We start from the raw sequence: 19,939 nt of genomic DNA, 5'->3' as shown, positions 1-19,939 counted from the left end.
TCCGGTGCCAGGTCCATGTTCGTTCGGGAAAACGTCGCGGTTGGTGCCGCCCTTATCTTCCTTTCTCGGCTAGACGATTGCGCGTGGGTGTGGGCGCCAGCTTGATGGCGCGGCGATCGGGAATGCCGGCGGTTGTTTTTGTCCGGCTTGTTTCCTGAAGATTGGAATTGTGGGTAAGGATGGCGCCAGCGATGGCGAGACGACAGCGGGCCGCATGCGTCTTGGCTGCGGCAGAGGGCAGGGAAGTCAGCAGCTCAAAGGTGGTCAAGCTACGTCCGTTCAACCTACGCTACCTCCGCTGTTTCTGCGAGGGAGCCCGTCAGACTTGCCCCGGCAGTGAATATGCATGAGATCGAATTAAGGGCCACTTTGACCCGCCGGGGGGCCGGTGAAACGACATCATATACGTCGTCTGCGACATATCGAGCATATGCTCGCCCGAAGGGCGTTTTTGCATTGACGGTGACAAGCCGTGCTGAAGTGGAATAGCAAGAGGCCGATCCTGCAGATGAGAATGGGCGCCTATCTCTCTGGTTGTATTGAGTGATTTCTCTGCCGCTGTTTGCCGCCCAATCCGAAGCCCCGCGAGGCACAGCCTTGCGGGATCTGCTTTCGGAAATGGAGCTCGGCAGACAGATCATCGTCTCATCCCTGCTTTGTCTGCCCGACATGGCGGCCGGCGCCATCCGGGGTAGGGAGTGAGGCGTGGGCCTCGGCGATCGCCTTTGCTTCCGCCAGGATTTCCCGTGGCGCCGGAACGGCCTTGCCAGCCTTGGAGTCGACATGCAGCAGCATCTGCTCGCCGGTTGCGAGCACCTCACCCGTCGTCGCATCGCAGATGCTGTGGAAGACGTGGAGCCGCTTTTCGTCGACCGACAACAGCTGGCAGGTCGCATAGATCGCCTGGCCAAGCTTGGCTTCGCCGAGATGCCGGATATGGGTCTCGACGGTGTAGTAGCTGTGCCCGGCCTCGACATAGGCAAGACCGGCGCCGATCAGCCGTAGCAGCGCATCCGTGGTATCGCCGAAGACCTGCAGGTAGCGATGCTCGGTCATGTGGCCGTTGTAATCGACCCAGGCGGGGCTGACCTTGGTGTCGACAAGCCGAAGCGGGGTCGAAGTTTTCGTCTGTTCGGCCGGCTTGGCGGCAGCCCAGAGCGAATGCTCGAAATCCTTGAGCAGCTTGCCTGCACCCCAGCCCTTGCCGCCATCACCGGCCTTCAGCGCCTGGAAGATACCAGCCAGATTCTCATCCCGGATGCGTTCGAGCTCACGGATCGAAAGATCGCCCGCCTGCTCATCCGACTGCTGGCCGATCTTTTCGACGAGCGCGTCGTCGAGATCGACGACATCGGTGAGCTTCGTCCACGGCCACTGCAGGCAAGGCCCGAACTGCGCCAGGAAGTGCCGCATGCCGGCTTCACCGCCGGCGATGCGATAGGTCTGGAACAGGCCCATCTGTGCCCATCGCAGGCCGAAGGAATAGCGGATGACATCGTCGAGCGTCTCGACGGTGCAGATATCGTCCTGGATCAACCAGAGCGCCTCGCGCCACAGCGCTTCCAGTAGACGATCGCCGACAAAGGCCTCGATCTCCTTGGCAATATGCACGCCCTTCATGCCGATCGGCGGCAGCTTTTCCATCGCTGCCTTGATCGTCGCATGGCTGGTCTTTTCGCCGCCGACGATCTCGACGAGCGGCAGCAGATAGACCGGATTATAGGGGTGGGCGACGAAGAGCCGGTCGGGAAACTGCATGTCGCGCTGCAGGTCTGTCGGCAGCAGGCCCGAAGTCGAGGAGCCGATCAACGCGTCCGGACGGCAGGCGGCGTCGATCTGGGTCAGCACGTTGCGCTTGAGATCGAGCCTTTCCGGCACACTCTCCTGTATCCAGTCGGCATCGACGACCGCCTCTTCCAGCGTCTTGCAGAAGGTGAGTTTGCCGCGCGGGGGAAGGGGCGCGCCCGTCAGCATCGCATAGGCGCGCTCGGCATTGGCGATCACCTCGCCGACGATGCGCTGCGCTTCCGGATGCGGGTCGAAGACATCGACATCGATCCCGGCCAGCAGGAAGCGGGCGATCCATCCGCCACCGATGACGCCGCCGCCGACACAGGCTGCCTTGTTGATCTTGATCATGCAGCCCTCAACGCTTCCTGAGCTTCAGTTTTTCGCGAACGGCATCGGGCCCGATGATGCGCGCGCCCATGCCTTCGATAACCTGCACGGCCTTCTCGACCAGCTGCGCGTTGGTGGCGAGCAGGCCTTTGCCGGCATAGAGATTGTCTTCCAGCCCGACACGAACATTGCCGCCCGCCAGGACAGCCGCTGCCGGGTAAGCCATGGCGTTGCGGCCGATCGAAAAGGCCGAAAAGGTCCAGCTCTTGGGCACGTTGTTGACCATCGCCATGAAGGTATTGAGATCGTCGGGCGCACCCCAGGGAATGCCCATGCAGAGCTGGATCAGCACCGGATCCTCGATCAGACCCTCTTCGGCAAGCTGCTTTGCGAACCACAGATGGCCGGTGTCGAAGGCCTCGATTTCGGGGCGCACTCCGAGATCGGTCATCTTCTTCGCCATCGCCCGCAGCATCGAGGGCGTGTTGGTCATGACGTAATCGCCGAGACTGAAATTCATCGTGCCGCAGTCGAGCGTGCAGATCTCCGGCAGGCACTCGGCGATGTGGCTGACACGCTCGCTGGCGCCGGCCATGTCGGTTCCGGCGGGATTGAGCGGCAGCGGCTTTTCGACGTCGCCGAAGATCAGGTCGCCGCCCATGCCGGCGGTGAGATTCAGCACGACATCGACATCGGCGGAGCGAATGCGGTCCGTCACTTCGCGGTAGAGATCGTTGCGGCGGCTTGCTGCACCCGTCTCCGGATCGCGGACGTGACAGTGAACAACGGCCGCCCCAGCCTTGGCGGCGTCGATCGCGGAATCCGCGATCTGCTTGGGAGTAATGGGAACGTGGCTGGATTTGGAAACCGTGTCACCGGAGCCGGTGACGGCGCAGGTGATGAAGACATCGCGGTTCATCGCAAGAGGCATCGTGTTCTCCCTCGTATTGCATGCATTACGCGGCAATCGGGGCGTCCATGCTTTGCATTAACGGAAGCGATTGATACAGTATCGGCAATCTGGAGACTTCATGCTCACCCGCTCGAACGACCGCCTCGATCTCGATCTTCTCGTCCTGCCGGAGACGAACCTCATCCTGCTCGCCTCGGTCATCGAGCCGATGCGCGGCGCCAACCGCATTGCCGGCAGCGAGCTCTATCGCTGGCGGCTGCTGACGCCTGATGGCGCCCCGGTGCGGACGACGAGCGGCATTCCGGTGCCCGCCGCCGGTGCATTCAGCGCCGCGCGGGAGGATGCGCCGCTCTTCGTTCTCGCCAGCTACAACTGGCGGCAGAGCGCCACGGCCGCGCTGAAAATGCAGCTCTCGCAGGCGGCGCGCCATCGCAGCGTCATCGCCGGGATCGAATCCGGCACATGGCTGCTCGCCGAATCCAGCCTTCTCGACCGCCTGACGGCGACGATCCACTGGGAGGATTTCGAGGATTTTTCGCTGGCCTACCCGCAAGTGAAGGCAGTGAAGGACCGCTTCGTCATCGACGGAAAGCGGCTGACCACGGCAGGGCCGCTGCCGACGGTCGACCTGATGCTCGAGATCATCCGCCAGCGGCAGGGCTATTCGCTGGCGCTCGAGGTCAGCCGTCTGTTCAGCTACGAGCAGGTGTCGTTCCACAACGAAAGCCAGCTTTCGCCCTCTGCCGCGGGCCTCAGCATGCGCGATCCGCGTGTGGCGTCGGCCGTGCGGCTGATGGAAGAGCATATCGAACAGCCGGTGATGCTCAGCCGCATCGCCAAACGCGTCGGCGTCAGCGCCCGTCATCTGCAGGGATTGTTCCAGGAGAGCATCGGCGCGCCGCCGCATGTGCACTATCTGGCGCTGAGGCTGAACGCGGCGCGGCGCAAGGTCATCGAGACCAAGGCTTCCTTTGCCGATATCGCCGCCGCCACCGGCTTCAACTCGGCCTCCGCCTTTGCCCGCAGCTATCGCGCCAGCTTTTCGGAAAGCCCGTCCGACACCCGCAGGCGCCTGCGCCGCCCGGTTACACCAGCGCCTGATAGCCGATCGGCTTGAAGGCGTCGCGCACCATGTCGGCCAGTTCGCGCACAGCTTCGGTCGAGTGATAGGGGTTGCGCCGCAGCACGACCTTGGACGTATCGACCGGCGCAAAGCCGTCATCGGCCGTCAGTTCCCGGCAGCCCGGCGGAATATGGCTGCGCGACAGCGTCGTCACCGCAAGCCCGGCCACGACGGCATTCTGCAGGCCCGAGCTGGTGTCGGCGATGAAGGCGATGCGGTAGCGCCGCCCCATCTGGTCGAGGGATCGCAGGGCGAAATCCCGGCACCAGTTCGAATTCCTGTAGATGGCGATCGGCATCGGGTCGAGATCGTGCAGGCGGTGGACCTGCGACGTCACCCATACGGTCGGATCGATACAGAGAACCTCGCCGCTCGACTGGTTGCCCCAGTCGAAGACGACGGCGAGATCGAGTTCGTCTCGCTCCAGTGCCGCGAGGTTCCTGACGGTGTAATCGCAGGAAACAGTCACCTCGACGGCCGGGTGGCGGACGGCGAATGCCGCAAGCGCTGCCGGCAGTACCGTCTGGCTGTATTCCTCGGGGATGCCGATACGAACGGGGCCGTCCAGCTCCTTGGTGCGGATCGTCGCCGCCGCCTCATCCAGGAGATCGATGACGCGCTGTGCGTAGGGCAGAAGCTGCATCCCCCAGCGCGTCGGCACGACGCCGCGGGCGCCGCGCTCGAACAGCGTCTCGCCGATCGTTTCCTCGAGCTTCTTGATCTGCGCGCTGACGGCCGATTGCGTCCGGCCGATCGCCTGCGCCGCCGCCGAAAAATTCGACGTCTCGACGACGACGAGGAAGGTGCGCAGCAGATCGCTTTCGATGGGTTGACGCATTCTCAAGCCACAAAAAAATCAGATGGCAGCTATCTCAACTATTCGTTTGCTTAATGTCAAGAACGGTAGCAAACAGAGCAAATCAGACCTCTGGTTCGGGAAAACCAATGTCACTCAATACGGACGTCCGCCCGCTCGGCCTGAGCGAGCACGAAAAGGGCGTCATTCTGGTAGTTGCCGCCACGCTGGCTTGGAGCGCGAGCGGCATCTATTCACGGCTTTTATCCATCGACGCATGGACGACGATCGCCTGGCGTTCGCTGTTCGGCGGATTGTTTCTCTTGATACCGAGCTTCTTCCTCGAAGGCGGATTGTCGAGAAAACAATGGGCCTCGATCTTCCATCCGTCGGGCATCGCGATGATCGCCTGCCAGACCTTCTGTCAGGCCTGCTTCATCGGCGCGCTCTATACGACGAGCGTCGCCAATGTCGCCGTCATCTATGCAACGGCCCCCTTCATCGCCGCACTCCTCGGATGGGTGCTGCTTAGGGAGCGCGTCGCGCGCCGCACGATGATGGCGGGTGGCGCCTGCCTTCTCGGCGTCATCATCATCGTTGCCTCGTCGATCGGCGGCGGAACCGGCTTTGGCGATCTGCTGGCGCTGGGGATGACCGCCTCCTTCGCACTGATCATCGTCATCCCGCGCATCAGCCCCGGCGTGCCGAGCCTGCCGCCGACCATCGTCAGCGCCTTCCTGACGCTGGCGATCTTCTCGCCCTTCGGTTCGGTCGGCTCGATCGACACTTATAACTGGGTGGTGCTGGCGGCCTTCGGCGCCACGAATTTCTCGATTGCGCTGGTCCTGTTCCTGGCTGGCGCCCGGCGCATGCCGCCGGCTGAGGCGGCGCTGATCGGCACGATGGAAATCGTGCTGACGCCCTTCTGGGTCTGGCTGTTCTTCGCCGAGCAGCCGCCGCTCGCGACGCTCCTTGGCGGCGCCGTGATCGTCGCGGCTGTGGTCTGGCATACGGCGGGCGACCTGCGGTCGAGCCGGCGCGCGCCGGCGAAAGGCTGATGCTCCGCAGGAGTTTTCGTCAGCCGTCTTGACCGCGCTTTCGCATTGGTGTTGATCCGATGCCTTCGCGAAACTATTTGCGCTCAGGTTGCGCCGCCTTTGGGTGGCGCGAAGCGCTCCGGAATATACCCGATGTCGAAATCCAAGCTGAGGAGAGATGCCGATCTCCTCTTGCACCGAGGAACCAGAACCGAGGAGGCCTACCCGGCGAGCCGCGCCCGCAGGCCGGCCGAGGTGCAGCGCCTGATCGGCGCGATCGGCAGCCTGATGCTTGCCGATGGCACGCCGATGATGGAAAAATTCGTCGCCGGCAAGATCTTCCACCTGCTGCAGCAGCCGGGCGCGGTCTCGACCCGTCCCGCAACACCGCTGAAGCTGGTGCCGCAACTGCAATTCGCGCTGCGCCAGATCGCGTCCAAGGGCAAGGCCTTCGCCGAGGTGGCGGCCGCCATCAACGACGTCGCGAAAAACCTCGACTGGGTCTCCAGCAAGACCGGCCCCTTCGCCAGCATGAATATCGAGACCGCGCATGCGCATGCGATCATCGCCGGGGCATCGGGCCTGGAAGAGCGGGAAGACGTGACACTCGGCCTGACGATCATGGAGCCCTACAGCCGCTTCCCCGATCACGTGCAGTATCGCGCCCGCGTGTTCCTGGCGCTCTCCGATTGCGAATTCCTCTGCGACGACCGCGGCTGGCAGCAGGCTACGCCGGGCTCCGCTTTCTATAACCAGGCAGGTCACACCGTCGCCATGCGCTGCACTGCGCGGCCGCTCCTGGCGGCCTGGTGCCAGATGGAGCGCTGACTCTTTCACTGTCGCAGGCCGCACCAGCGGCCGATTTTCGCTGTCCTGAGTATAGGCAACACGGTTCGACAACGCCGCAGGAAAATCAAATTCCTCAGAGCCTATGAGAACAGCATAGTTATTCTAGTAAATCTGTAGACATAAATTACTTTACTCGACGAGATCTTTCGGAGGGCTATCATGGACATTTCAAGACGCGCTTTTACGGCTGCACTCGCAGGCGCTGCCGCTACCCTGCCATTCATCAAAGCCGGTACGGCCGCCGCAGCCGACAAGGTCGTGCGGATCGGCTATCAGAAATACGGCACGCTGGTGCTCTTGAAGGGGAAGGGCAGCCTGGAATCCAAGCTGCAGGCGATCGGCTATTCGGTCGAATGGACCGAGTTTCCCGGCGGGCCTCAGCTGCTCGAGGCGCTGAATGCCGGCGCCGTCGACTTCGGCTCCACCGGCGAAACGCCGCCGATCTTCGCCCAAGCGGCCAGTGCGCCGCTGGTCTACGTGGCCCATGAACCGCCTGCGCCGCGCGGCGAAGCGATCCTCGTTGCGAAGGACAGCCCGATCAAGGCGGTTGCCGATCTGAAGGGCAAGAAGGTTGCCTTCAACAAGGGCTCCAACGTCCACTACCTGCTGGTCAAGGCGCTTGAGGAAGCAGGCCTCACCTATGCCGATATCGAGCCCTCCTTCCTCGCCCCGGCCGACGGCCGTGCGGCCTTCGAGCAGGGCGCCGTTGATGCCTGGGTGATCTGGGATCCGTTCCAGGCCGCGGCAGAAGAGGCGATCGAAGCGCGCGAGCTCAGAAACGGCGAGGGCATCGTCCCCAACCATCAATTCTATCTCGGCACCAAGACGCTGGTCGACGGCCACGCCGAAGCCGTCGATACGGTCATTGCCGCGATCGCCGAGATCGACGAATGGGCCAAGGCCGACGTTTCCGCCGCCGCCAAGGAACTCTCGCCGCTGGTCGGCATTCCCGAACCGGTGCTCGTCAAGGCGCTGGAGCGCCAGTCCTATGGCGTGAAGAGCCTCGACGATACGGTCGTCGCCCAGCAGCAGGCGATCGCCGACACCTTCTTCGAACTCCAGCTCATCCCGAAGAAAGTCACGATCGCCGACGCCGTGCGCCGCGCCAAGGCGTGAAGGTCCGCTGAAGGCATCAAAGTTTCGGAGCCGCTGCCTTCCGCAGCGGCTCCGCAATGTCTCGACCCCGCATCCCAGGACAGATCATGGCTGACGCAAGCCCTACGCGGCAAATGAGCCTTACCGCCTTCCTCATGCCTGCTGGGCAGCATTCGGCGGCATGGCGGGATCCCCGCTCGGCCTCGGATGCCGGTGTGGATTTTGCGCATTACAAGGCCATGGCCCAGATCGCCGAAGCAGGTAAGCTGGATGCCCTGTTCCTTGCTGATTTCGCGGGCAGCATCGGCTCGGGGGAGGTGGAGGCGGCGTCGCGTTCCTCCCATGACGTCAGCTTCGAACCGATCACGCTACTTTCGGCGCTCGCCGCCGTTACAGAGAAGATCGGTCTGGTCGCGACGGTCTCCAGCACCTTCAACACGCCCTACGACCTGGCGCGGAAATTCGCCTCGCTCGATCTGATTAGTGGCGGCCGGTCGGGATGGAACCTCGTTACATCGGTCAATGAGAGCGAAGCCTATAATTATGGCCTCGAGGAGCATGTTCGTCATGCGGACCGCTATGCCCGTGCCGCAGAGTTCGTCGATGTCGCCAAGGGACTCTGGAGCAGCTGGGAGGAGGGTGCCTTCGTCCGCGACCGCGAGGCGGGCCGCTTCTTCGATCCGTCGAAGATGCATGTGCTCAATCACGAGGGCAGGCATTTCAAGGTGCGGGGACCGCTCAATGTCGGCCGTTCGCCACAAGGCGCGCCGGTGATTTTCCAGGCGGGATCGTCGGAGGCGGGACGCGAGCTGGCGGCGCAATCCGGCGAGGCGATCTTCACGGCTCATCAGACACTATTGTCTGCCCGGGAATTCTATACCGACGTAAAATCCCGCCTCGGACGCTATAGGCGGACGGCCGAGCAGATGAAGATCATGCCCGGCGCCTTTCCGGTGGTGGCCGAAACGCAATCCGAAGCCGAAGACATCTTCGAACGGCTGCAGAACCTGGTTCATCCGGAATCCGGACTGCTGCTGCTGTCCCAGCTCGTCGGCTTCGATCTCAGCGGATACTCGCCCGAAGACCCGCTGCCTGATATGCCCGAAACCAACGGTAATAAGAGCAGGCAGAAGCTGATCGTCGATCTGGCCCGCGAGAAGAACCTGAACCTCCGCCAGATCTACCAGCATATTGCTGGCGCGCGTGGGCACTGGACGATCGTCGGCTCGACGAAACAGGTGGCAGACGCGCTTGAGGATTGGTTCGTGGGCGGCGGCGCAGACGGATTCAACCTGATGCCGCCGGTCCTGCCCGACAGTCTGGAGCGCATCGTCCATCTGCTGGTGCCGGAGTTGCAGCGCCGCGGGCTGTTCAGGACGAACTATTCCGGGCGCACGCTGCGATCCCATCTGGGGCTTGCCTAGGCGAACGTGCCTGCCGGCTAGTCACAGGTCACCGCGTTCCAGCCTTGGGGGACGCCCTGTTCCTCGCGGACGAACTCGAAATTCTCGAAGTCGGCGGCCATCAGGATGACGTTTCTGTCGGGTTGCCCATCGGCGCCGCGCAGATAGATGCGGCGGCGGGTCGGGAAGACCAGTCCTTCGAACGCCTGGTGATCATAGGAATAGTGAGCGGCGGTACCGCCGCCCGCGATCTCCACCGCATAGTCCTGGCGCCGGATCAGGGCGTTGCTGTCGAAGTAGAGCACTTGTTCGGTGGAATGCGTGACGTAGGAAGCCGGGAACCGGACTTTTATGGCCCGCCAGACTTCGCCGTCCTCGTGCCACGGTTCGATCTCTTCGCAGCTGACGCCATCGGTCAGCAGCGAGAATGGCAGTGTCAGGTAGGTCCACATCGCGTATCCGGCGAAATAGACGAGCTGTGAGGCGCTCCATGGCACATTCGGCGTGAATGACTGGCGCGGATTGTCCAGCCATTCGAGCGTCGCGCCTGCGGCGCTTTCGACTGCAGTCCGGAACGGTTCGTAGATGCCGATCTGTTCCGGTGCCAGAAATGGATCGAAGGTCGTCTTCTGCAGGCGCGTATCGATTGTCACCCGCGTCGGCCTTTTCGCAAAGGCCTCCTGGCCGCGAGCTTTCAGCGCCAGACCATCCGGCGTCATCGTCGCGGTGATCTTGCGGATGCGCTGCCACCTGTCGAGGCCGCCATGGGCCTCGATGGAGGATTTGACCAAGTCGAGCATTGTCAGACCTTTCTGTATTGCAGAGGTTTGGCCTCAGGCCGCCTTCTGGCGCTGATCGGGTGCGCTGCGGCTACGCGAAGCGGCAATCGCCCGGTCGGTGAGCTCCGAGGCAATCAATGCGGCGGCGACCAGACCTGCGGCGACGAAGCCGAGATTTTGGCTGCCGACGATGTCGATGGCCGTTGCGCCGATGATGCCAGCCGCGGTGGTTCCGAGAAAGACCGCAGAGTTGTTGAGGCCGAGCACGATCGGCGCAATCTGCGGCGCGATGCCGACGATGCGGTGCTGCTGCGGCACGGTGCTGCCCCAGCCACAGGCGCCCCATAGCAGGACGGCGGGCACGGCAGTCCAGAGGCTGGCGCCGCTCCACTGCAGAAGCAGGAAGTTCACAAGCACCATACCGAGCATCGTGATCAGCACTTTCCGCGAACCGATCGCGTCGATCAGCCGCCCGGCAAGCAGGTTGGAGACCGTTCCGGCCGCGCCCCAGAGCACCAGAAGCCCGGCGAGGATCGCCGTGTCGCCACCGATCGTGCGGCCGAAGACGACCGAGAAATAGGTGTAGATGGTAAAGGCGGCGCTGAAGAACAGGAAGGTCGTGGTCAGCGCCAGACCGATCCTGGCATCGGCGAGCGGCGCCAGACGCTTGCCGAGCGAGACGGCAGGCGGCATCGGAATATGCGGCAGGAAGACAAGCACGCCGGCGCCTGCGATGGCTGCCAGCCCCGAGACGAAGACCATCGTCCAGTGCCAGTCACCGAGACCGCCGATCAATGTGCCGATCGGAGCGCCAAGGGCGGTCGAGACGGTCATGCCTGTGGCGACGACCGAAAGCGCAAAGCCGCGCTTCTCGGGTGCCACGATCGACGCGGCCGAACCGGTTGCCGTCGGGGCGAACATGGCGGCTCCGAGACCGGCGAGTGCGCGGGTGGCAAGCGCCATTTCAAAATTGGGCGAGAGCGCGGTTGCGAGATTGGCGATGACGAAGATGCCGAGGCCGGCAAGCAGCAGCCTGTTGCGGGGCATATGTGCCGCGGCCGCCGCAATGGCAGGCGCCAGAACCGCGATCGTGGCCGCATAGATCGTTGTCATCTGCCCGGCAGCGCCGATGCTGACATTGAAGTCGCGGGCGATTTCAGGCAGCACGCCGGCAACGACGAAACTGTCGGTACCGAGCGCAAACATGCCAAGGGCAAGAACGAGAAGTCGTCTGTCCATCAAAGAATGATCCGTTTTGAAGATATGTCACGGAAAGACAGTGGCGCCGGCGGCCAAGTGGGAGAATGGCCGCCGGAACCAGGCTGCAGTTACTTGCCCTGAATGAGCAGGCCGAGCGGCGCCAGCGGGCCGACCGGAATGAACTGGTAGGAGGCAAAGCCGCCGGTCACCAGCGGAAGGCCTTCGACTTCGGCCTTCGCCTGCTCGATGGAATCCACGTTCATCAGGAAGATGACGCCCGGGGCGTCCTGGCGGGCCCAGAACTGCTCGATCTTGCCACTGAGATAGTGCTGCAGCGTTGCCGGCACTTCCTTCGGCATGATCTCGCGGCGCTGCTCGTCGGTGACGGGCTTGATGATCGATCCGATAGCTAGAACTTTCATGATTTTTCTCCGCAGAAAGCGTTGAGTTGCGAGAGGGAAACTAGCGATCCGCGGCATCCACCACTATCGGCGTAAACGCCAACTTTAGCATGGTTTACGCCAGAGGCGTCAGTGCTCGGATCGGCATCGGCGGGGGCGCCTGATCTGCTGGCGCTGACCAGACCGGCCGAAATTTTGTCGCACTTATTGAAGCGAACGGGGCGAGCGGTACCTTGAGCGGAGTTACTCGCTGCTCCACGGAGGGTTAGACAGTGGAAAAACGTCCTGCGCCGTCGCTCAAAACGCCTTCAGACCTGAAATCGAATGCCATCACCGACATATCGGCGGCGATGACCGCGATCCTTGCCGATGTCTTCACCCTGTATCTAAAGACCAAGAACTTCCACTGGCACATGTCCGGCCCGCATTTCCGCGACTATCACCTGATGCTCGATGAGCAGGCCGAGCAGATCTTCGCGATGACCGACGACATCGCCGAGCGGGTCCGCAAGATCGGCGGAACGACGCTGAAGTCGATCGGCCAGGTGTCCCGCCTGCAGCGGCTTTCGGATAATGACGCGGATTACGTGACGCCCGACGACATGCTGGCCGAGCTCAGGGACGACAACAAGCGGCTCGTCGAGATGTTCCGGGAGGTGCACAATCTGACCTCCGAGCATAATGATCACGCAACGACCAGCCTGATCGAGAATTGGATCGACGAGACCGAGAGGCGCGTGTGGTTCCTCTTCGAAACGACACGCACCCGCTAGAAAGACGGTTACCCAATTTCAAAGGCCCGGAGTTTAGCCTCCGGGCCTTTTCATCAAGCCAGAACCGACGACAGAAATTCCCGCGTCCGCTGCTCGCGCGGTGCACCGAATATCTCTTCGGGCGCGCCCTGTTCGCAGATCCGGCCCTTGTCGAAGAAGCAGACCCGGTCCGAAACTTCCCGGGCGAAGCGCATTTCATGGGTGACGAGCAGCATGGTCAGGTCGTGCTCATGCGCAAGGCCGCGGATGACGGAGAGCACTTCGCCGACCAGCTGCGGATCAAGCGCCGAGGTTGGCTCGTCGAAAAGAAGCACCCGCGGGCGCATCGCCAGCGCCCGGGCGATCGCCACGCGCTGCTGCTGTCCGCCGGAGAGCTGCGATGGATAGAAGTCCTTCTTGTCTGAGAGACCCACCATATCGAGCAGTTGCAGCGCGCGCGCCTCGGCTTCGGCGCGCGCAATGCCGAGCACCCGCAGCGGCGCCTCGACGATATTGCGCAGCACCGTCATATGCGGGAACAGATTGAAGCTCTGGAAGACCATGCCGACATGGTTTCGGATCTGGCGCAGATGGTTTTCCGAGGCCTTGAAAGGGCCTTTGCCGTTCGGCTCGTGATAGGAAATGTCCTGTAGCGTCAGCTTGCCGTCCTGAAACGGTTCGAGCGTCATCAGGATGCGCAGAACGGTGGATTTTCCTGACCCGGACGGGCCGATCAGCGTCACCTTCTCGCCCTTACGGACAGTGAAATTGAAGTCGTCGAGCACCCTCAGCGGGCCGAAGCGCTTGGCGACGTTGGAAAATTCGATGATGGGCGGATTGTTGTTCTCGGTCATCGCAAGGGGATTCCTGCTTTCGGAAGGGCTTTCTGCAGGCGGTGGAGACCGGCCGAGCAGATCAGCGTCAGGAGGAGGAAGATCAGGCCGACGAGTGTCAGCGGCACGAGATATTCGAAGGTGCGTTCGCCGATCATGTTGGCAAGGCCCATCATCTCCATGACGGTGACGACGGAAAGGACCGGCGTTTCCTTGATCATGGCGACGAGATAATTGCCCATGGCCGGCACGATCCGCGGGATGGCCTGCGGGATGATGATGTCGCGATAGGCCTGCATGCGCGTCAGATTGAGCGCCGTTGCCGCTTCCCACTGGCCGCGGGCCACGGCCTCGATGCCGCCCCGATAGACCTCGGATGTATAGGCGGCATATTGCAGGCCAAGGGCGATTGCGCCGGTGAGGAAGGCCGGAAGCACGACGCCGAAGTCGGGCAGGACGTAATAGAGAAAGAAGAGCTGCACCAGAAGCGGCGTGTCGCGCAAGAATTCGACGATAAAGGCAGTCGTCCAGGAGATCGCGATCACGCTGCTGCGGCGCAGCAGCGCGAAGACGAGGCCAAGCACGAGCGCGATGGCAAAGCCTGCCGCCGCAGCCTTCAAGGTGACTGTCAGGCCGATCAGGATGATCGGCAGGATCGAACTCGTATAGGTGAGCCAGGTCGTCGTATCCCATTCGTATCCATACATCATGTGGTCATATCCTCACGAACGGGGCATCTGCGGGAAGGCGTGGCCACGCCGCACGAAATGCTCGATCACCCGGATCGCCACCATCAGCACCAGCGACATGGCGAAGTAGCAGAGGAGCGTGATCGAATAGATGCTGGCACTATCCAGCGTGATGTTGCGGATCGATTGGGCCGCAAAGGTGAGATCGGCAATCGATATCAGCGACACGAGCGAGGAGAGCTTGAGCGTCTCGATCGCCAGGTTGCCGAAGGCCGGCATCATCTCGACGATCGCCTGCGGCAGCGAGATGCGAAACAGCGTCTGGAGGCGGCTGAAATTCAGGGCGCGGGCGGCCTCCAGCTGCTGCACCGAGACGGATGACAGCGCCCCGCGCACGATCTCGGCGCCATATCCGCCGGCATGGGCCGCCAGCACCAGGATGCCCGTGGTGATCGGATCGAAGCTCAGACCGACGAGCGGCAGCGCGTAGTAAAACCAGAAAAGCTGAACGAAGAGCGAGGTGCCGCGGAACACCTCCGTGTAGCAAAGCGCGACAGTCGAGAGGATCGGTCCTCCCTCGACGCGCAGGATGCCGAAAATGAACGCGAGCACCGCGCCGACGGCAATCGACGCCAGCGTGATCGTCATCGTGATGAATGCACCATGCCAGAGCATTGGCAGGTAGGCTGTCCAGTTCATACGGAAGTCTCCTGATCGTTAGGAGCGGCGCCCGACCGATCGGATCGGGCGCCTTCTGCCGTTACTTGCCGGCGCAGAGGTCATCGACCTTCTTGTCGGCGGCCGCAGCGATACTCTGTTCGGACAGGCCGTACTTGGTGAGGATCGCCTTGTACTCATCCGTCGTGCGGAACTTGACGAGGGCGGCGTTGAAGGCGTCGCGCAGTTCCTTGTCTTCCGGACGGAAGGCAAAGCCACCATAGTTGCGAACCGGCGCATCCTTGACGATCGGGTCGGTAAACGGCGCGACCTGCTCGACCTGGGCCTGGCCCTTGGCGAGCGCGGCAACCGTCAGTTCGGTCGCCGCATAGGCGTCGGTGCGGCTCTGCACGGTCGGGATAGCATCGGCATTGGCCGGAATGAAGACGATCTGCTCGTCCTTGACGCCGACGGCGCGCAGGAAGTCGACATTGTTGGCGCCGGAGACGACGGCCACCGTCAGCGACGGATCCTTGGCGATGTCGGCATAGGTCTTCAGGCCCTTCGGATTGCCCTTCTTGACGAGCAGGCCTTCGCCATAGGACGAGTTCGGCTCGGTGAAGGCGACCTGCTTGCAACGTTCCGGCGAGATGTTCTGCTCGGCCGCGGCAAAATCGAAGCGCTTGGCTTTCAGGCCCGGGATCAGCGTGCCGAATGGCGTGACCGTCCAGTTGATCTCTTCGATTCCCATGGATTTCAGCACGGCGCTGGCGACATCGGGACCGATGCCGGCAGAGGTGCCATCGGGCTGCATGTAGGAATAGGGCACTTCATTGGCGGTCGCGGCACGGATGTACCCCTGCTGCTTGATCTCCTCGAGTGTCAGTGCGCTGGCAGACGTTACGCCCAGCATCAGTGCAAGGGCGGAAAGGCCGGCGATTGTCTTGATTGGCATGCGAATTCTCCTCTGGTTAGGGTTTTGCTGTCCGTTTTCGGATCTCGCGGGTTCTCTACGGTTAGGTCTCCTCCGTGATCGTGGCGATCACGGAAAGGCAGTCGCCGGCCTTGATCAGACCGGGTACGTGGCGCGCCGCGAGCACGCCATCCATGGCGGCGCGGTACTCGATTGGCGCAATGCCGGTTTTGCCGACGGGATAGACACGGGCGATGACCTCGCCTGTCCTGACCGGATCGCCGAGATCGGCGGCGAAGGCGATCAGTCCCTCATCCTGCGCAAGGGTGAAGCAATCGCTCGATGGCATATCCAACCAACGAGTGGGCGCGGCATTCGGTTCACCCAAAAGGATCCCGGCATGCCGCAGGAGGTTGAGGCTGCCTTTGCGGGCGATCTCGATCGACCGCGCCGTGGCGGTCCCGGCACCGCCGAGCTCGGTCGTCACGAAGACCTTGCCCATCTCCTCGACGGTCGTATCGAGCATGCCGACCGCATCGATCTCTAGCATCTTCATCGAGAAGGGTGCGGCGAAGGCGGCGACGGCATCGAAGCAGCGCGCTTCCTGATCCTTGTCCGGCAGTTCGTGGGCTGCGGCATAGGGCAGGAAATCCAGTGTCCTGCCACCGGAGTGGAAGTCGAGGACGATATCGGCGAGCGGTATCAGATGGCGTGTGACGTAGTCGGCGATCTTCTCCGTCACCGTGCCATCCGGACGGCCCGGAAAGCTGCGGTTCAGGTTTCCGCGATCGATCGGCGAGGTCCTCGTGCCGGCACGAAACGCGGGATAATTGAGCGCCGGAACGATGATGACCCGTCCGTTGATCGCGGCGGGATCAAGCGTCTGCGCCAGTTCGAAGAGTGCCGCCGGCCCCTCATATTCGTCGCCATGGTTTGCCCCGGTCAGAAGCGCGGTCGGGCCCTCGCCATTGGCAATGACGCAGATCGGGATCATCACCGAGCCCCAGGCGCTGTCATCGCGGCTATAGGGCAGGCGCAGATGTCCGTGCTGCACGCCCTTCGCGTCGAAATCGACGGAAGGGGTGATCGGCGAGGGACGGAGCGCGGCGCTGGTCAGCATTGCCTCAACCCTTCACGAACAGCTGGCGCGGCACATTCGACAGGCATTCGACGCCGGTGTCGGTGATCGCGATGCTCTCGGTGATCTCCAGCCCCATATCCTCGAGCCAGAGGCCGGTCATGAAATGGAAGGTCATGCCGGGCTTCAGTTCCGTCCGGTCGCCGGGGCGCAGGCTCATGGTGCGCTCGCCCCAATCCGGCGGATAGGAGAGCCCGATCGGGTAACCCGTGCGGTTGTCCTTGATGATCCCGTATTTCTTCAGCACGGCAAAGAAGGCGTTGGCGATGTCCTCGCAGCTGTTGCCCGGTTGGGCTGCGGCAAGCCCGGCTTCCATGCCTTCGAGCGTCGCCTTTTCGGCATCAAGAAAGGCCTGCGTCGGCTTGCCGAGAAAGACAGTGCGCGACAGCGGGCAGTGATAGCGCTTGTAGGCGCCGGCGATCTCGAAGAACGTTCCCTCGCCGATACGCATCGGCTTGTCGTCCCAGGTGAGGTGGGGCGCCGAAGCGTCGGCGCCCGACGGCAGAAGCGGCACGATTGCCGGATAGTCGCCGCCGAACTCCGGCGTTCCCCTGATTCCCGCGTCATAAATCTCGGCCACGAGATCGCATTTGCGCATGCCCGGCTCGACGACCTCGACGATGCGCTTGTGCATCAGCTCGACGATCTTGCCGGCCTTGCGCATATAGTCGAGTTCGGTCGGGCTCTTGACTGCGCGCTGCCAGTTCACGAGGCCGGCTGCGTCCTTGAAGCGGGCGTTCGGCAGGTTTTTCTGCAGCGAGGCGTAGGCTGCCGCCGAGAAATAATAATTGTCCATCTCGACACCGACCGTGAGGCCGGACCATTTGCGCTCGTCGATGATCTGCGACAGCAGATCCATCGGATGACGTTCGGTCGACTGCACATAGTGATCCGGATAGCCGATGATATTGTCGTGGTCGAGGTACGCGGTACGCTTGGCGCCGTTGGCATCCTGCTTGCGGCCATACCAGATCGGCTCACCCGATGGTGGCACCAGCACGCATTGATGCACATAGAAGGACCAGCCATCGTAGCCGGTGAGCCAATGCATGTTGGATGGGTCGGTGACAACAAGCAGATCGATCCCGGCCTTCTCCATGGCATGACGGGTCTTGGACAGGCGCTCGGCATATTCCTCACGCGTAAAGTTCAGCGTCACGCTCACGCGGCATCTCCCATTTCTCTTTTGTTTTCGATTGTCTGACCGCTGTCTGCCGCTGTTGCGCGGCTGACGGCCAGATTGGCGATCGCAGTGTCCTGCACGCCGGTCCCGGTCAGGTCGGCAAAGGTTATGTCCCCGGCGCTGACGCGACCCTTCGCCGTGCCGGCGATCACCGCGCCGAGCTCGGCGAACAGCTGCTCCGGCGTTGCGGCGCCTGTCCTGATGGCGTGGTGCAGTTCGCCGAGAATGCGGGTCTGCGACAGGCGGTCGGCAATGTAGGTGGCGCGGGCGAAAACGGCCGGATCGATCTCGTTCTTGTGTTCGGAGTCCGATCCCATCGCGGTCAGGTGCTGGCCAGGTTCCAGCCAATCGGCCATCAGGATGGGCTTTTCGGCCGGTGTCGTCGTGACGACGATGTCGCTGCCGCGTATCGCCTCGCGCGGATCGGAGAAGGCGATAACGTCGATGCCTAATTGCCGCGCGCATTCGGCCGCGAGCTTGTCCGCCTTTGCATGATCGCGCGCCCAGATGCGCGCCGATTTGATCGGGCGCACCAGCATCAGTGCCGAGAGCTGCAGCTGCGCCTGCATGCCGGCGCCAAAGATCGTGGCGACGGAAGCCTCGTTGCGCGACAGATGCCGGGCGGCGACCGCACCGGCTGCGGCGGTGCGCACATCGGTCAGATAGCCGTTGTCGAGAAGCAGCGCTTCGACCAGCCCCGTCTTGGCGCTGAACAGGATCATCAGCCCGTTGAGGCTCGGCAGTCCGAGCTTCGGATTGTCGAAGAAGCCGGGGCTGACCTTGATCGCGAAGCCATCGAAACCCGGCACATAGGCCGTCTTGACGTCGACTTCACCGCGGAATTCGGGAATGTCGAGCCGCAGGATCGGCGGCATCGCCACCGGCTGCGTCGCCAGCGCCAGGAAGGCCTGCTCGATGCAGTCGACGGCCGAAATATCAAGGCTGACGACGGCGCGCAGATCCCTTTCCGTCAGGATGCGAATGCGGCTCATGCAGCACCTCCCTCGATGATGTGCCGGTGAACCCTGGCATCGATATTGCTGCCCGAGAGGATGACGGCCGTGGGGCCGATTAGCTCCACCTTGCCCGCGAGAATGGCGGCGATGCCGACCGCTCCGGCGCCCTCGACGATCTCGCCTTCTTCATGCGAGGCATGACGGATTCCCGCGGCGATCTCGTCTTCGGTCAGCAGCACGATGTCATCGAGCAGATCGCGGCAGAGCGGGAAGGTCACACTGTTTGAAAGGCCGATGCCGCCGCCGAGCGAATCCGCCAGCGTTTCCTCTTCGCGGACCGCAACGGGCCTGCCGGCGGCGACCGACGCATACATGGCTGCGCCGCGCTCCATCGAGATGCCGATGATCCGCGCCTGCGGCTTCAGGGCTTTGACCGCGACAGCGATGCCACCTGCCAAGCCGCCGCCGGAAAGGGGGATGAGAACCGTCGCGACATCGGGCAGGTCCTCGACGATTTCGAGGCCGATCGTGCCCTGACCGGCAACGACGTCAGCATGATCAAACGGCGGGATCGGCGTCAGGCCACGGCTTTTGACCAGCCGCTCGACCTCATCCTGCGCATCGTCCTGAGACACGCCGACGATGCGGATTTCGGCACCGAGCGCCCTGATGGCCTCGACCTTGTTGGCCGGTACCAGCGATGACATGCAGACCGTTGCGGGAATGCCGAGCGCCTGCGCGGCATAGGCAACGGCGCGGCCGTGATTGCCGGTCGAGGCGGTGACGAGGCCGCGCTCGCGGGCTGCAGGGTCGAGCGCGAGAATGGCATTCGTCGCGCCGCGCAGCTTGAAGGCGCCGATCGGCTGGCGGGTCTCGAGCTTGAGATGAACGGGTTGGCGAGCCTTCCCGGAGAGGAAAGCGGAAGGAACGAGCGGCGTGCGCGTCACGCGTCCGCGGATGCGATCGGCAGCGCGCTCGATGTCAGCCAGGCTGACCGGCAGCGTCTCGTTTTCTGTTGATCTCGGCTCGCTCTTCATGATTGTCATGTTGAGAGCGAAGTAAAATCATGTCAATTATTATATTGTAATGATTCAATGATTGTCC

At 62.8% G+C, this 19,939-nt stretch carries 21 protein-coding genes; 6 read left to right on the top strand and 15 right to left on the bottom strand.

Going from position 1 to position 19,939, the window contains the following annotated elements; translation table 11 throughout:
• Positions 1-52: 52 nt before the first annotated feature.
• The 3 genes from F2982_RS22225 to F2982_RS22215 form a co-directional block, all read right to left on the bottom strand.
• A complete protein-coding gene (locus tag F2982_RS22225) occupies positions 53-268 on the bottom strand; it encodes a hypothetical protein (RefSeq protein ID WP_203430927.1) in 216 nt (71 codons plus the stop codon).
• A 377-nt stretch (positions 269-645) separates the two neighbouring features.
• The gene (locus tag F2982_RS22220) at positions 646-2,139 is read right to left on the bottom strand and encodes a carnitine 3-dehydrogenase (RefSeq protein ID WP_203430926.1); all 1,494 of its coding nucleotides are present in this window, start codon (positions 2,137-2,139) and stop codon (positions 646-648) included.
• Between the two features lie 7 nt (positions 2,140-2,146).
• Positions 2,147-3,049, bottom strand: coding sequence for a 3-keto-5-aminohexanoate cleavage protein (locus F2982_RS22215; protein ID WP_203430925.1), 903 nt, complete (start codon positions 3,047-3,049; stop codon positions 2,147-2,149).
• 100 nt (positions 3,050-3,149) lie between these two features.
• On the opposite strand from F2982_RS22215, the gene F2982_RS22210 reads away from it, so the two are divergent.
• Positions 3,150-4,148: a GlxA family transcriptional regulator gene (locus tag F2982_RS22210; RefSeq protein ID WP_203430924.1), complete on the top strand. Its 999-nt coding sequence runs from the start codon at positions 3,150-3,152 to the stop codon at positions 4,146-4,148.
• On the opposite strand, the gene F2982_RS22205 is transcribed toward F2982_RS22210, so the two are convergent.
• Positions 4,117-4,992 (bottom strand): LysR substrate-binding domain-containing protein, encoded by an 876-nt coding sequence (locus F2982_RS22205; RefSeq protein WP_203430923.1) that lies wholly within the window; start codon positions 4,990-4,992, stop codon positions 4,117-4,119. The two genes, F2982_RS22210 and F2982_RS22205, sit on opposite strands and share 32 nt — an antisense overlap.
• Positions 4,993-5,099: 107 nt before the next feature.
• On the opposite strand from F2982_RS22205, the gene F2982_RS22200 reads away from it, so the two are divergent.
• From F2982_RS22200 to F2982_RS22185, 4 genes are all read left to right on the top strand, one after another.
• Positions 5,100-6,008, top strand: a complete 909-nt coding sequence (locus F2982_RS22200) for a DMT family transporter (RefSeq protein WP_203430922.1) — start codon at positions 5,100-5,102, stop codon at positions 6,006-6,008.
• A gap of 132 nt (positions 6,009-6,140) precedes the next feature.
• Entirely contained in the window at positions 6,141-6,815 is a 675-nt protein-coding gene (locus tag F2982_RS22195; protein WP_203430921.1) for a dimethylsulfonioproprionate lyase family protein, read from the top strand.
• Positions 6,816-6,995: 180 nt separating this feature from the next.
• Positions 6,996-7,952 (top strand): sulfonate ABC transporter substrate-binding protein, encoded by a 957-nt coding sequence (locus F2982_RS22190; RefSeq protein WP_203430920.1) that lies wholly within the window; start codon positions 6,996-6,998, stop codon positions 7,950-7,952.
• A gap of 86 nt (positions 7,953-8,038) precedes the next feature.
• Positions 8,039-9,355: an LLM class flavin-dependent oxidoreductase gene (locus F2982_RS22185; RefSeq protein WP_130281042.1), complete on the top strand. Its 1,317-nt coding sequence runs from the start codon at positions 8,039-8,041 to the stop codon at positions 9,353-9,355.
• 17 nt (positions 9,356-9,372) lie between these two features.
• Here the strand turns inward: F2982_RS22185 and F2982_RS22180 are convergent, their stop codons facing one another.
• The 3 genes from F2982_RS22180 to F2982_RS22170 form a co-directional block, all read right to left on the bottom strand.
• Complete coding sequence (locus tag F2982_RS22180) at positions 9,373-10,134, bottom strand: hypothetical protein (protein WP_130281044.1); 762 nt, start codon at positions 10,132-10,134, stop codon at positions 9,373-9,375.
• Between the two features lie 33 nt (positions 10,135-10,167).
• Complete coding sequence (locus F2982_RS22175; RefSeq protein WP_203430919.1) at positions 10,168-11,352, bottom strand: MFS transporter; 1,185 nt, start codon at positions 11,350-11,352, stop codon at positions 10,168-10,170.
• 89 nt (positions 11,353-11,441) lie between these two features.
• Positions 11,442-11,735, bottom strand: coding sequence for a hypothetical protein (locus F2982_RS22170; RefSeq protein ID WP_112717718.1), 294 nt, complete (start codon positions 11,733-11,735; stop codon positions 11,442-11,444).
• A 251-nt stretch (positions 11,736-11,986) separates the two neighbouring features.
• Between F2982_RS22170 and F2982_RS22165 the strand changes: the two genes are divergently transcribed.
• Positions 11,987-12,487: a DNA starvation/stationary phase protection protein gene (locus F2982_RS22165; RefSeq protein WP_246777637.1), complete on the top strand. Its 501-nt coding sequence runs from the start codon at positions 11,987-11,989 to the stop codon at positions 12,485-12,487.
• Positions 12,488-12,540: 53 nt separating this feature from the next.
• Here F2982_RS22165 and ehuA read toward each other — a convergent pair whose 3' ends face one another.
• From ehuA to eutB, 8 genes are all read right to left on the bottom strand, one after another.
• A complete protein-coding gene (gene ehuA / locus F2982_RS22160; RefSeq protein WP_203430918.1) occupies positions 12,541-13,320 on the bottom strand; it encodes an ectoine/hydroxyectoine ABC transporter ATP-binding protein EhuA in 780 nt (259 codons plus the stop codon).
• Positions 13,317-14,009 carry an ectoine/hydroxyectoine ABC transporter permease subunit EhuD gene (ehuD, locus tag F2982_RS22155; RefSeq protein ID WP_112717722.1) on the bottom strand — a complete coding sequence of 231 codons (693 nt, stop codon included), beginning with the start codon at positions 14,007-14,009 and terminating at the stop codon, positions 13,317-13,319. The genes ehuA and ehuD overlap by 4 nt, the downstream gene beginning before the upstream one ends.
• A 12-nt stretch (positions 14,010-14,021) precedes the next feature.
• Positions 14,022-14,687: an ectoine/hydroxyectoine ABC transporter permease subunit EhuC gene (ehuC, locus tag F2982_RS22150; protein WP_203430917.1), complete on the bottom strand. Its 666-nt coding sequence runs from the start codon at positions 14,685-14,687 to the stop codon at positions 14,022-14,024.
• 61 nt (positions 14,688-14,748) lie between these two features.
• Positions 14,749-15,600 carry an ectoine/hydroxyectoine ABC transporter substrate-binding protein EhuB gene (gene ehuB, locus F2982_RS22145; RefSeq protein WP_203430916.1) on the bottom strand — a complete coding sequence of 284 codons (852 nt, stop codon included), beginning with the start codon at positions 15,598-15,600 and terminating at the stop codon, positions 14,749-14,751.
• A gap of 61 nt (positions 15,601-15,661) precedes the next feature.
• Positions 15,662-16,678: a N(2)-acetyl-L-2,4-diaminobutanoate deacetylase DoeB gene (gene doeB / locus F2982_RS22140; RefSeq protein WP_203430915.1), complete on the bottom strand. Its 1,017-nt coding sequence runs from the start codon at positions 16,676-16,678 to the stop codon at positions 15,662-15,664.
• A gap of 4 nt (positions 16,679-16,682) precedes the next feature.
• Positions 16,683-17,861, bottom strand: coding sequence for an ectoine hydrolase DoeA (gene doeA, locus F2982_RS22135; protein WP_203430914.1), 1,179 nt, complete (start codon positions 17,859-17,861; stop codon positions 16,683-16,685).
• Entirely contained in the window at positions 17,858-18,871 is a 1,014-nt protein-coding gene (eutC, locus tag F2982_RS22130) for an ectoine utilization protein EutC (protein WP_203430913.1), read from the bottom strand. The genes doeA and eutC overlap by 4 nt, the downstream gene beginning before the upstream one ends.
• A complete protein-coding gene (gene eutB, locus F2982_RS22125; RefSeq protein ID WP_203430912.1) occupies positions 18,868-19,881 on the bottom strand; it encodes a hydroxyectoine utilization dehydratase EutB in 1,014 nt (337 codons plus the stop codon). The genes eutC and eutB overlap by 4 nt, the downstream gene beginning before the upstream one ends.
• Between the last annotated feature and the right edge of the window lie 58 nt (positions 19,882-19,939).

The organism is Rhizobium sp. BG4 (assembly GCF_016864575.1).
Taxonomy (GTDB): domain Bacteria; phylum Pseudomonadota; class Alphaproteobacteria; order Rhizobiales; family Rhizobiaceae; genus Rhizobium.
The sequence above is the reverse complement of the archived record's forward strand: the minus strand, read 5'-3'. Positions and strand labels throughout refer to the sequence as shown.